Origin of the sequence: Pseudoalteromonas sp. SCSIO 43095 (assembly GCF_023650455.1) — a bacterium.
GTDB classification, from domain to species: Bacteria; Pseudomonadota; Gammaproteobacteria; order Enterobacterales; family Alteromonadaceae; genus Pseudoalteromonas; species Pseudoalteromonas tetraodonis.
The window spans coordinates 83,437-96,058 of sequence record NZ_CP087995.1; the positions used below are offsets into that span (position 1 = coordinate 83,437).

Genomic DNA, 12,622 nt, shown 5'->3' on the forward strand with positions numbered 1-12,622 from the left:
GTATTTGTTAAAGTGCTAAGTGCTTGTTGGGTTTCGTTCCACTCAACCCAACCTACGGTGTTTAAATTGCCATTGAGCTACTCGCGACTCTAAGCCCGTAGCTCGCAACTCTTAGCTTTTATTCTTCCACCGCACTCACTACAAAATACGGGTTCAAATATTCATCTTTGGTGTTATATAAAAGCGGGCTGCCATCAAGTTGAGTTACTTTTGCACCGGCTATTTCGGCGATGGCGTGACCTGCTCCGGTATCCCATTCACAAGTTGGGCCTAAGCGCGGGTAAATGTCGGCGCTGCCTTCGGCGACTAAACACAGTTTGAGTGAGCTGCCTTTTGACACCATTTCAACCTCATCAAAGCGTTTTACAAATTCAGCTAAATCAGGGGAAGGGTGGGAGCGGCTACCTACAACACGAATAAGGCCTTTGTTAGGCTTGGTGGTAACTTTAAGCTCGATGCGCTCATCGCCTTTATCTTTAAAAGCACCAATGGCTTCGGCGGCTAAATAAGATACACCCAGTGCAGGGGCATCAACCACGGCTAAAACCGGTTTGCCATTTTCGATTAGGGCAATATTGAGGGTAAACTCGCCGTTCTTTTTTATAAATTCTTTGGTGCCATCGATTGGGTCAACCAGCCAGTAGCTTTTCCATGTTTGGCGTACATCCCAACCAATATCGGCACTTTCTTCACTAAGCACAGGGATATCGGGGGTGAGCTTTTTTAGTCCTGCACTAATGATTTTATGAGCTGCTAAGTCGGCGTCGGTTACAGGGCTTTCATCGGCTTTGTACTCAACGTTAAAGTCTTTATTGTAAATACCCATAATCGCGCTGCCCGCTTTGCGGGCGAGAATAAGGGTTTCTTCTAGCAGTTCAGTTTGGTTCATTACATGGGCCTATAGTATATGCTGATGTTTTAGATACGTTATCAGTTGAGCTACCGATTGGTCTAGGGTGTTTTTACTGGTATCTAAAATTATTTCAGGATTAACCGGCGGCTGATAGGTTGAATCAATCCCGGTAAAGTGTTTAATTTCACCGGCGCGTGCTTTTTTGTATAAGCCTTTTGGGTCGCGGCTTTCGCACACCTCAAGAGGGGTGTCGATAAAAACTTCGATAAATTCACCTTCATCTACTAACTCACGAACCATGTCACGCTCAGCTTTAAAAGGAGATATAAACGCAGTAAGGACTAATAAACCAGCGTCAACCATTAGCTTGGCTGTTTCGCCTACGCGGCGGATATTTTCAACGCGATCGGCATCACTAAAGCCCAAATCTTTACATAAACCATGGCGAACATTGTCGCCATCAAGTAGGTACGTGTGCGCACCTTGCTGATTGAGTGCCGCTTCTAGTGCATTAGCAACGGTGCTTTTACCTGAGCCAGAAAAACCAGTAAACCATAAAATAGCCGGCTTATGTTTTTTTTGTTCGCTGCGCTGTACTTTAGTGGTGGCGTAATTATGCCAAACAATATTGTTATCCATTTGCTGTGTCTCTTTATGCTATAAGCGCGGGCATTAAAACGGAAATACCAGCGGGATCAAAGTTAGTACGGTAATTGAATAAATAATAGAAAGGGGTAGCCCCATCATTACATAGTCTTTTAGTCGGTAGTTACCCGCGCTATAAACCATTAAGTTAGTTTGATAACCAAAAGGTGAAATAAAGCTGGCTGAGGCGCCAAATGCAACCGCCATAATAAACGGTAAAGGTTCTACGTTAAAGCCAATAGCCAATGAGTAGGCAACCGGAAACGACAGTGCCGCTGCGGCGTTATTAGTGATCAATTCAGTAAATAACACCGTCATTAAAAAGATTGCGATAAACGCGCCATAAGGGCCAAAGTCGCCTAGCACTACAAACATGGCGTCTGATATTTGCCCAGCAAGGCCGGTGCCTATCATCAGCTTAGCTAAACCTATGGCACCACCTACTACGGCAAGTAACTCAATAGGAAAGCGGCGTTTTATTTCGCTCAGCTTAATCGTGCCACACATCATCAGCCCAATAAGTAACACTAACAAGCCTTTAACCAGCGGTACTGCACCTAAAATACTTAACCCCAGCACACCCGCAAAGCTTAACAACACAATATTTGATTGTTTTGCGTTGAGGTGGGTTTGTAAATCAAGCCCTGAAATATACACAAATTCGCGTTTTAAGTTCGTGAGGCTATAAAAGCTTTTTCCTGGTGCGAGGATTAATGAATCACCCGCTTGTAAGCGTACTTGGCCAAGCCCGCCTCGTAAACGGTCATGCCCACGGCGAATAGCAATAACGGCCGCATGAAACTGCTCTCTAAAGCGGGCTTCTTTTACTGTTTTGCCAATTAACTTAGACGACTGGCTAACGACAACTTCAACGAGGTGTTCAATGTCTTTTTCGTGTTTGTCGTGCACTACTTTTAATCCATCAAAGCGAGTGAGCAAAGGCACTGACTTTATGTCGCCCACAAACAGCAGTATGTCGTCTTGTTGAATAATATGTTGGGGGGTCACGGCGCAAATGCGGTTGCCATTGCGAATAATTTCAGCCAAAAACAAGTCTTTTAAATCGCGTAAGCCGTTTTCTTCTACGGTGCGGTTTATTAGTTTAGATCCGGTTTGTACTTTCCCTTCTAAATAAAAAGGCACCACCTCTTGGCTATTTTTACCATTGTCGGGCAGGCACTTTAGCATCACCAAAATAGTGATTAAGCCAACACTGAGTGCGCCTAAACCCACTAAGGTAAAATCAAAAAAGCCTAATGGCGCCATCCCCGCATCTACAGCAAAGCCATTTACGATTAAGTTAGTAGAGGTACCGATGAGTGTAATAGTACCGCCTAAAATTGCGGTGTACGACAAGGGTAGCAACAGCTTTGAAGGGGAGTGGTTTGGGTTATCTTTTATAGCGGTAATTAAAGAAGCAACCACCGCAGTATTGTTAGTAAAGGAAGACAAAAACGCCGTAGAAAGCCCAAGCTTGGTCACTGATTTAACTAAACTGCCACTGGATAACGATTTAGCTAAGCGTTGAATAAGCGTGGTTTTTTCTATCGCTATCGACACTAAAATTAATAACACTAAGGTGATTAATGATGGGTTAGTATAATTAACCAGCATGCTTTCTAAGTCAATTAACCCCGCTAGGTAGCTGGTGCCTATGGCACTGACAAATAACCATGCAGGATTAATACGGGTGCCAAACAGGCACCCGACTAAAAGCAACATAATGCCTGTTAAAATGAGCTGTTCTACCATGCTTTAAATGTTCCTAACAGGCGTTCATTAATGTTATAGCTTTGAAATATCAAGCGCTTGCCAATGTGGAAAGTGCTTGCGTACGAGGGCATTAAATTCAACTTCAAAGTCGCTGAATTGTCCTGCGTTTTCTTCACTTTGCAGTACTTGCTCTATCATTCCTGCTGCAACCGTTAAGTTTGATAAACGGTCAATAAGAATAAACGAGCCGGTTTCATGATTGTGATGGTACTGATCCGCTAAAATAGTCTCGGTCAGCTCCAGTGTTACAATCGCAATTTCGTTTAACTGTAATGAATCTGCGCTGCCATGCTCTAGGGTGTTTACATCAATTGTGTGGTCAATTTTTGTGACCGTGGCCGAGGTGTTTTTGCTGCCAAGTTTAAGGTTATAGCTTTTACCGAGTACCAATGGCGATTCGTGCATCCACACAATTTTAGCCTGTAACTGGTTGGTTACTTGAGCTTGCGAGTTTGCCGGTACAATCACATCTCCTCGGCTAATATCTATTTCAGTATTGAGGGTCACTGTAATTGCTTGGCCAGCTTCGGCGGTGTCGAGGTTGCCATCAAAAGTAACAATTTCTTTAATATGTGATGTTTTACCTGAAGGCAGTACCTTCACTTCATCACCTACACGTAATTTACCCGATGTAAGCGTGCCTTGAAAACCACGGAAGTTTAGATTAGGGCGTACCACGTATTGCACCGGAAGACGCGCTTCAAAACCGGTGTCGATTTCAGCGGCTGGTGAATCTTCTAACAGCTCAAGCAATGGTTTGTCGGTGTAATAAGGAGTGTGTGCAGAGCGAGTTACTACGTTATCGCCTTTAAGCGCCGACATAGGCACAAACTTAATATTTGATACGTTAAGTTGCTCGGCAAATTTTAAATAATCGGCTTTAATTTTTTCATAAACGGTTTCATCAAAATCAACAATGTCCATTTTGTTAACCGCAACCACGAACTGCTTAATACCTAATGAGTCACAAATAAAGCTATGACGCTTAGTTTGTACCTGCACGCCATAACGTGCATCCACTAAAATAATGGCAACATCACTGGTTGATGCACCCGTTACCATGTTACGGGTGTACTGCTCATGCCCAGGGGTGTCGGCAATAATAAACTTACGCTTAGCGGTTGAAAAGTAACGGTACGCTACGTCAATTGTTATACCTTGCTCACGCTCAGCTTGTAGGCCATCTACTAACAGTGCTAAATCAAGATCTTCACCGGCGTTACCCACTTTTTCGTTATCTTTATGAAGCGCGGCTAGCTGATCTTCATAAATTTGGTGACTGTCGTGTAATAGGCGGCCAATGAGGGTTGATTTACCGTCATCCACACTGCCACAAGTCAGCATACGCAATAAGCTTTTATCTTGTTGACGTGCTAGGTAAGCGTCTATACCAATTTCTTTTACTTCATTAAATGTATCGTTATTTAGGTTAGACATTAGAAATACCCCTCACGTTTTTTCTTCTCCATAGAGCCTGCTGAATCATGATCAATCACTCGACCTTCACGTTCAGATGACGATGAAAGCAGCATTTCTTCAATAATTTCGGTTAGATTGCTGGCCGTTGATTCAACTGCGCCAGTGAGTGGATAACAGCCTAAGGTTCGAAAGCGAACCGACTTCATTTGCGGTACTTCACCTTCATTAAGTGGCATGCGCTCATCGTCAACCATAATTAAAGTACCATCGCGCTCTACTACAGGGCGCTCTTTAGCAAGGTACAGTGGCACCATTTCGATATTTTCTTGATAAATGTATTGCCAAATATCTAGTTCAGTCCAGTTAGACAGCGGGAATACACGAATACTTTCTCCTGGGTTCACTTGGCTGTTATAGGTATTCCAAAGCTCAGGACGTTGGTTTTTAGGATCCCAGCGATGGTGTTTATCACGAAATGAGTAAACACGCTCTTTAGCCCGTGATTTCTCTTCATCACGACGTGCGCCACCAAATGCGGCATCAAAACCGTATTTATTGAGCGCTTGCTTTAGCCCTTGAGTTTTCATGATATCTGTATGTTTACCCGAACCATGGGTAAATGGGCCTACACCCATTTCGATGCCTTCAGGGTTTTTGTGTACGATTAAATCAAAGCCATACTCTTTGGCTAAACGGTCGCGAAACTCAATCATTTCACGAAACTTCCAGTTGGTGTCTACGTGTAATAACGGAAACGGAATTTTTGCAGGGTAAAATGCTTTACGAGCTAAGTGCAAAAGTACCGATGAGTCTTTACCGATTGAGTAAAGCATAACTGGGTTCTCAAACTCAGCGGCGACTTCGCGCATGATTTTGATACTTTCAGCTTCAAGTTGCTGAAGGTGAGTTAAAGCCATTGTTGGTCGTCCTACTAAAATGATTAAATTAAAATCTGTTAAATTACGCCACGTCTGTAAGCGGTTGAGCAAAGCTACTGATCTGCGCTTTTTCACCAAACCAGTGTAATTCTTGATGCAGCGAAGCTACTTCACCAATAATCAGTAACGCGGGTGAAATAATTTGATGCTGCTCAATAAGCTGCGCTAATTGGCCTAACTGTCCTGTGACAACACGTTGATTTTTGCGTGTACCGTTTTCAATTATGGCCACAGGTGTTGTTGCTGCTCGCCCATGTTTTAATAGCTCGGCTTGAATATGCGGCGATTTAATTACCCCCATATAAATAGCCAGTGTTTGGTTTTTTTGTGCAAGCGACTGCCAATTAAGCTCTTGGCCTTCTTTTTTACAGTGTCCGGTAACAAACTGAATAGCTTGGGCATGGTCGCGATGCGTTAAAGGAATACCTGCGTAGGCACTACATCCGGCGGCTGCCGTTATACCTGGCACTATTTGGTAATTTACGTTATTGGCTGCCAGTACTTGTACTTCTTCGCCACCACGGCCATAAATAAATGGGTCACCCCCTTTAATTCGGCACACTTTTTTACCTTGTTGTGCTAAATCAACCAACATCTTATTTGTATCTTCTTGAGCTACGCTGTGATCGCCTAAGCGCTTACCCACACAGATTAAATCGGCATCGCGACGCACTAATTCCATAATTTCATCGGATACCAAGTAATCATATACCACCACATCGGCTTGTTGCATTAGTTGCAGCGCTTTTAGGGTGAGTAGCTCCGGGTCGCCTGGGCCTGCACCGACTACGTATACTTCGCCTTCTGGTTCAACTTTGGCATCTAGCATTTGCTCTAGTTGTTGCTCAGCGCCATGGATATCACCGGTTTGGACTTTGCTTACTACTGATGAATCAAACACGCCTTCCCAAAATTGGCGACGATCAGCAAAATGTTTAAAGCGTTGCTTTACTTTATGGCGAAAGCCACCGACCAAGTTAGCGAGTGGGCCGATATGCTGCGGGATTAGAGTTTCGAGCTTTTCACGTAAACGTCTTGCTAATACCGGTGCGGTACCTGCACTTGAAATCGCTATGGTAATTGGGTTGCGATCAACAATAGAGGGAAAAATAAAGGTACATTTAGGTTGATCATCCACCACGTTCACAAACACATTACGTGCATTGGCGAGTTCAAAAACCGTATTATTAACTTCATCATTGTCGGTGGCGGCAATAATCAAAATTTTGCCATCAAGATGTGACTCTTCAAAATAGGCATCTATTAAAGTAACTTCATTGTTGTGCGCATGTTCTTTTAATTCTTCGCAAAACCAAGGGGCAACTAGCGTTACATTGGCGCGTGCTTTTAAAAACGCACGGCATTTTCGCAAGGCAACCTCTCCACCGCCAACAACCAATACGGGTTTGTTGTCGAGTTTGGTAAAGATAGGTAAATATTGCACTGAATAACGCCCCTAAAAAATAATAAAGTGTTTAACTGAGAAGCAGAATATAGTGGCTATTGATAAGTAAAAAATAATTAAATCTTAGTTGTTATTCTTAAAAGTTATATCAATTGTGTTTTTTAGGTCTAAATCGTATTTAGTAAGGGGTAGAGTGACGTTTAGTATAAAAAACGCGCTTATAGTGTTTGGTTATGAACTATAGCAAGTTTAAGCTATGATGCTTATATAGTTTAAGGTCACACAATTTCATAGGCATAAAATGACATACAATACTCAAAACGCCACGCTAGCCGTTAGCTTAATGGACTTAACCAGTTTAAACACTGATGATAGTCAAGCCAGTATTAGCGCATTAGTAAACAGTATAAATCCTAAGCTAGGCACGCCTGCTGCGCTTTGTGTGTTTAGTGAATTTGTTGATGACGCTAAAATAGCACTTGCTAATCGCTTATTGAGCCATGTAAAGGTGGCCACTGTAACTAACTTTCCCTCTGGTGATGCGCCACTCAATGAAGTGCTTAATGAAACGCTAATAGCTTTAGAGCGTGGGGCCGATGAAATTGATCTAGTTATTCCTTATAAAGCACTTTTAAAAGGTGAAGTAGATACCGTGCTGGAATACGTGAGTGAGAGTAAAAAGGTATGTGGCAGCCGTGCTAAGCTCAAAGTGATCATTGAAACTGGCGAGCTAAAAACGGTAGCATTTATTACTCAAGCAACCGAACTTGCCATCCAAGGCGGGGCTGATTTTGTAAAAACCAGTACAGGAAAAGTCGCGGTGAATGCCACGCTTGAAGCAACTGAAATAATGCTTAAAACCATCAAAAAATCATCAAAGCGAGTTGGTTTTAAGGCTGCAGGTGGAATCAAAACAACAGTAGATGCAAATGCTTATTTGCACCTAGCAACCGAGATTATGGGGCATGATTATTTAGCACCAGATACATTTAGGTTTGGCGCCTCATCGCTGTTAAATGACGTTTATAAGGTGTTGAATGAAGCGCAGCAGTGATGCCGAAAAACAGCAATTAGAGCACGATGCGGCCAAGTTGTTTTTGCGATGTTATGAACAACAAACGGGAATTCACATGCGCCATATTTGGCACAATGAACCGAATAGACCCGATGTAAGCTGTTATCAAGAAAATCAACAACTCGATATAGAGGTGGCGCATTTATATGCCAGTGAAACGGAAGCCATGGCCGTGTTAGGCCGGCCACTGTCGATACAAATGCAGCGTGATTTAGCCGACATGGCGCAACAACCAAGCGAACACCGGTTGCAATCAGCGTTGGAGCGCTTATTAAAACAAAAAGCGACTAAGCGTTATTATTCAAAGCGTACGTGGTTGTTAATTCGTAACGCTAGTACTATTTGGCATAAGAGCGACTTTGAAGCGGCAGTCAAAAAAGTATGTTTTCCAAATACCCATCAATTTGAACAAATATGGTTATTGTGTGATTTTTATCGCGGTGAGTTATTACGAGTGGATCATTAAAAAAGTGATTTGACTAATACGTATTAAATGTTTCTAAACGGATGAAAGCCACAGGATTAATTTGATTATCAGGCCTATAAACTTATTAACAGTGAAGATTTTATCAGATGACTATCTTTACTCTTGTGTTAATGAATTGCGTAAGTATAATAGGCATCCACTTTGCAGGGGCGTAGTTCCAATTGGTAGAACAGCGGTCTCCAAAACCGACGGTTGGGAGTTCGAATCTCTCCGCCCCTGCCAATTTTTACAAGTGAATAAAGTCTAGAACTAAAAATTGGTTTGAATAAGCTTATTTTTAAGTTTAGATTTTAATGGATTAACCCTGTCGACGTGCAGGGTTGTTGTGTCTGTAGTTAAGGTAATAATATTATGAGCACGAATATAGAAACACCATCAAGTGCGATGGAGTCAGTAAAGTGGTTAGTAGCAATTGCGCTACTTGCAGGCGCAGTCGTTGGTAATCATATGTTTGCAGATCAGTCTGTATTACTACGTGCTATTGGCGTTGTGGTTGCAATAGCGGCGGGTTTAGCTATTGCTTCGCAAACTTTTAAGGGACGTACCTTCCTTGCTTTTGCTAAAGAAGCGCGTATTGAAGTACGCAAAGTAATTTGGCCAACGCGTCAAGAAACAATGCACACGACATTAATCGTAATGGTTGCAACAGTGATTATGGCACTTATCCTTTGGGGATTAGATGGCATTTTATTCCGCGCTGTAGGCTTTTTAACTGGATTGGAGATCTGATCCCATGTCGGATGAGAATAACGAAAAGAAACTACGTTGGTACGTAGTACAAGCTTTCTCAGGTTATGAGAAGCGTGTTGCTCAAACATTATTAGAGCACATTAAAATCAAAGGCCTAGAAGATAGCTTTGGTGAAGTATTAGTTCCTACGGAAGAAGTAGTTGAGATGCGTGCTGGTCAAAAGCGTAAGTCTGAGCGTAAATTCTTCCCAGGTTACGTACTAGTACAAATGGATATGAATGATGCAAGCTGGCACTTAGTAAATAGCACTGAACGTGTTATGGGCTTTATTGGTGGTACATCAGACCGTCCTGCACCAATTAGTTCTAAAGAAGCTGATCGCATTCTTAATCGCTTACAAGAAAACGCTGAAGCGCCTAAACCAGCAACATTATTTGAACCAGGTGAAGTGGTTCGTGTTACTGATGGTCCATTTGCTGACTTTAGTGGTGTGGTTGAAGAAGTTGACTACGAAAAGAGCCGTGTAAAAGTATCGGTACTTATTTTTGGTCGTTCTACGCCAGTTGAACTTGAGTTTGGTCAAGTTGAACAAGATAAGTAATTGATTTAAAGCGTTGTGTTAAAAATTTCTTAATTTTTGGCACGAAGCTTGAAAAAGGCCGCTGATTAACTTATAATCAGCGGCCTTTTTGTATTCAGGGAAAACGTTAGTTTAACTGTTTACTAAAAAGTGAGAAACCAATTTTTAAACTGGGAAGCCGCTAGAGTACGCGTCCTCGCGCGCACAAGGCTAAGACCCACCTAATGAGGTATTTATAATGGCTAAGAAAGTTGAAGCTCTAATCAAGCTACAAGTTGCTGCTGGTATGGCTAACCCTAGTCCTCCAGTAGGTCCAGCACTAGGTCAACACGGTGTAAACATCATGGAATTCTGTAAAGCGTTCAACGCACGTACAGAATCTATCGAAAAAGGCGCTCCAGTTCCTGTAGTGATCTCTGTTTACGGCGACCGTTCATTTACGTTCGACATGAAAACGCCACCGGCTGCTTACTTACTTAAGAAAGCTGCAGGTATCAAATCTGGTTCAGGCCGTCCTAACACTGAAAAAGTAGGCACAGTAACTCGTGCTCAACTTGAAGAAATCGTTGAGACAAAGAAACCAGACCTTACAGCTTCTGATTTAGAAGCTGCGGTTCGCACTATCGCAGGTTCTGCGCGTGCGATGGGCTTGAACGTAGAGGACTAAGATAATGGCTAAATTAACTAAACGTATGCGTACTATCCGCGAAAAAGTGGAAGTAACTAAAGATTACGAAATTAACGAAGCAGTTGCTCTTTTAAAAGAATTAGCGACAGCTAAATTCGTAGAAAGTGTTGACGTTGCTGTTAACCTTGGTATCGATGCTCGTAAATCTGATCAAAACGTTCGTGGTGCGACTGTACTACCTAACGGTACTGGTCGTGACGTTCGTGTTGCTGTATTCACTCAAGGCGCTAATGCAGAAGCTGCAAAAGAAGCCGGTGCTGAATTTGTAGGCATGGAAGATCTTGCTGATCTAGTTAAGAAAGGCGAGATGAATTTTGACGTTGTTGTTGCATCACCAGACGCTATGCGTGTTGTTGGTCAACTAGGTCAAATCTTAGGCCCACGTGGTCTAATGCCAAACCCTAAAACTGGTACTGTAACACCTAACGTTGCAGAAGCAGTTAAAAATGCGAAAGCAGGTCAAGTGCGTTACCGCAATGACAAAAATGGTATCATCCATACTACGATTGGTAAGGTTGATTTCACTGCTGAGCAGTTACAACAAAACCTTGAAGCTCTAATTGTTGCGCTTAAGAAGGCTAAACCTTCTCAAGCTAAAGGTGTTTACTTGAAGAAAGTAACTATCTCTACAACAATGGGCGCAGGTGTTTCTGTTGACCAAAGCACTTTAAGCACAGTTGTTGCTTAATTGAGTGTTTACATGGCGTGAAATTTGTACTATAATTTTGCGCCATTTTGCTGATTAATTTAGTTAATCACAAAGTAAAGAATTCGGGTTGAAGTCCATAATTTCGAAGCGCCTTAGGGCAACGCGATAAATTGGGCTTCCGTCCAAGACCGTAGGCGGCTTCGGCCTTAATATTACCTACGTAGACGGTGTGAATCCCCAGATAGATTTTTCCTAATCTTCTGGCTCTCGCCGTAAAAAGCATCTCCACCTTTATTGGTGGGGAAGAGTAAAACAGGGAAGCCGATGTACGGTAACCCATTAAACCAGGAGTAACACCCATGGCTTTAAATCTTCAAGGCAAAAAAGCAATTGTTGCTGAAGTCAACGAAGCAGCCACTGGTGCTCTATCTGCAGTAGTTGCAGATTCTCGTGGTGTAACAGTTGGTGCAATCACTGCCCTTCGTAAAGAAGCTCGTGCAAATGGTGTTTGGATGAAAGTTGTCCGTAACACTCTAGCTAAACGTGCTCTTGAAGGAACGGACTTTGAATGCCTATCTGATTCATTTGTTGGTCCAAGCTTAATTGCTTTCTCATCAGAGCACCCAGGTGCTGCTGCGCGTATCTTCTCAGATTTCGCGAAAAAGAATGAGAAATTTGAGCTTAAAACGGCCGCTTTTGAAGGTAATGTAGTAGACGCAGCTATGCTTGCAACTCTACCTACATACGACGAAGCTGTTGCACGCTTAATGAGCGCTATGAAAGAAGCGTCTGCTGGTAAATTGTGTAAAACAATTGAAGCAGTACGTGTACAGAAAGAAGAGCAAGCTGCTTAATTTTAAGCTGTTTAATCCCTTTCGGTGTAAATTTATTTGGACCCTAGAGTCCGTTAATTATTAGGAAATTTGTAATGTCTGTAACTAAAGACCAAATCCTTGACGCAATTGCTGAAATGTCAGTAATGGACGTTGTTGCTCTAGTTGAAGCAATGGAAGAAAAATTCGGCGTAACTGCTGCAGCTGCTATGGTAGCAGGTCCTGCTGCTGAAGCTGCTGAAGAGAAAACAGAATTTGACGTAATCCTTACTGGCGCTGGCGCTAATAAAGTTGCGGCAATCAAAGCTGTTCGTGGCGCAACTGGTCTTGGCTTAAAAGAAGCTAAAGCACTTGTTGAAGCTGCTCCAACTCCAGTTAAAGAAGGTGTTTCTAAGGAAGAAGCTGAAGCTCTTGCTAAAGAACTTACTGAAGCTGGTGCTGAAGTTGAGGTTAAGTAATCTAGCTTTTGCTAGGTTCGCTGCCTGAGAAATCAGGCAAGGGCTGGTGATTATTTAATCACCGGCCTTTTTGCGCTATAGAGCGACTATTCTTATAGCGCAAATAAAATCTGATTTATTCTTTAATTT

The 12,622-nt window shown here is 42.6% G+C and carries 14 protein-coding genes and 1 tRNA gene; 9 read left to right on the forward strand and 6 right to left on the reverse strand.

What is annotated here, in order from left to right; translation table 11 throughout:
* Positions 1–118: 118 nt before the first annotated feature.
* The 6 genes from cysQ to cysG are packed head-to-tail and all read right to left on the reverse strand — an operon-like array spanning position 119 to position 7,072.
* The gene (gene cysQ / locus LOC50_RS00440) at positions 119–889 is read right to left on the reverse strand and encodes a 3'(2'),5'-bisphosphate nucleotidase CysQ (protein ID WP_250653421.1); all 771 of its coding nucleotides are present in this window, start codon (positions 887–889) and stop codon (positions 119–121) included.
* 9 nt (positions 890–898) lie between these two features.
* Positions 899–1,492: an adenylyl-sulfate kinase gene (cysC, locus tag LOC50_RS00445; protein WP_008108444.1), complete on the reverse strand. Its 594-nt coding sequence runs from the start codon at positions 1,490–1,492 to the stop codon at positions 899–901.
* A 33-nt stretch (positions 1,493–1,525) separates the two neighbouring features.
* Positions 1,526–3,250: an SLC13 family permease gene (locus tag LOC50_RS00450; protein WP_250653422.1), complete on the reverse strand. Its 1,725-nt coding sequence runs from the start codon at positions 3,248–3,250 to the stop codon at positions 1,526–1,528.
* Positions 3,251–3,283: 33 nt separating this feature from the next.
* The gene (cysN, locus tag LOC50_RS00455; protein ID WP_250653423.1) at positions 3,284–4,708 is read right to left on the reverse strand and encodes a sulfate adenylyltransferase subunit CysN; all 1,425 of its coding nucleotides are present in this window, start codon (positions 4,706–4,708) and stop codon (positions 3,284–3,286) included.
* The gene (gene cysD, locus LOC50_RS00460; RefSeq protein ID WP_250653424.1) at positions 4,708–5,607 is read right to left on the reverse strand and encodes a sulfate adenylyltransferase subunit CysD; all 900 of its coding nucleotides are present in this window, start codon (positions 5,605–5,607) and stop codon (positions 4,708–4,710) included. Before cysD ends, cysN begins: the two co-directional genes overlap by 1 nt.
* A 43-nt stretch (positions 5,608–5,650) precedes the next feature.
* Complete coding sequence (gene cysG, locus LOC50_RS00465; RefSeq protein WP_069440244.1) at positions 5,651–7,072, reverse strand: siroheme synthase CysG; 1,422 nt, start codon at positions 7,070–7,072, stop codon at positions 5,651–5,653.
* Between the two features lie 262 nt (positions 7,073–7,334).
* On the opposite strand from cysG, the gene deoC reads away from it, so the two are divergent.
* The 9 genes from deoC (at position 7,335) to rplL (ending at position 12,493) form a co-directional block, all read left to right on the forward strand.
* Complete coding sequence (gene deoC / locus LOC50_RS00470) at positions 7,335–8,087, forward strand: deoxyribose-phosphate aldolase (protein ID WP_069440245.1); 753 nt, start codon at positions 7,335–7,337, stop codon at positions 8,085–8,087.
* Positions 8,071–8,574 carry a hypothetical protein gene (locus tag LOC50_RS00475; RefSeq protein WP_064663604.1) on the forward strand — a complete coding sequence of 168 codons (504 nt, stop codon included), beginning with the start codon at positions 8,071–8,073 and terminating at the stop codon, positions 8,572–8,574. The genes deoC and LOC50_RS00475 overlap by 17 nt, the downstream gene beginning before the upstream one ends.
* A 166-nt stretch (positions 8,575–8,740) precedes the next feature.
* A tRNA-Trp gene (locus tag LOC50_RS00480) sits at positions 8,741–8,817 on the forward strand.
* Positions 8,818–8,946: 129 nt separating this feature from the next.
* The gene (gene secE, locus LOC50_RS00485) at positions 8,947–9,324 is read left to right on the forward strand and encodes a preprotein translocase subunit SecE (protein WP_250653425.1); all 378 of its coding nucleotides are present in this window, start codon (positions 8,947–8,949) and stop codon (positions 9,322–9,324) included.
* Between the two features lie 4 nt (positions 9,325–9,328).
* Entirely contained in the window at positions 9,329–9,886 is a 558-nt protein-coding gene (nusG, locus tag LOC50_RS00490; RefSeq protein WP_013463844.1) for a transcription termination/antitermination protein NusG, read from the forward strand.
* Positions 9,887–10,103: 217 nt separating this feature from the next.
* Complete coding sequence (rplK, locus tag LOC50_RS00495; protein WP_008108462.1) at positions 10,104–10,532, forward strand: 50S ribosomal protein L11; 429 nt, start codon at positions 10,104–10,106, stop codon at positions 10,530–10,532.
* A 4-nt stretch (positions 10,533–10,536) separates the two neighbouring features.
* Complete coding sequence (rplA, locus tag LOC50_RS00500; RefSeq protein WP_036981010.1) at positions 10,537–11,241, forward strand: 50S ribosomal protein L1; 705 nt, start codon at positions 10,537–10,539, stop codon at positions 11,239–11,241.
* Between the two features lie 320 nt (positions 11,242–11,561).
* Positions 11,562–12,056, forward strand: a complete 495-nt coding sequence (gene rplJ / locus LOC50_RS00505) for a 50S ribosomal protein L10 (RefSeq protein WP_036981014.1) — start codon at positions 11,562–11,564, stop codon at positions 12,054–12,056.
* A gap of 74 nt (positions 12,057–12,130) precedes the next feature.
* Positions 12,131–12,493, forward strand: coding sequence for a 50S ribosomal protein L7/L12 (gene rplL / locus LOC50_RS00510; protein WP_016710549.1), 363 nt, complete (start codon positions 12,131–12,133; stop codon positions 12,491–12,493).
* Positions 12,494–12,622: the final 129 nt, after the last annotated feature.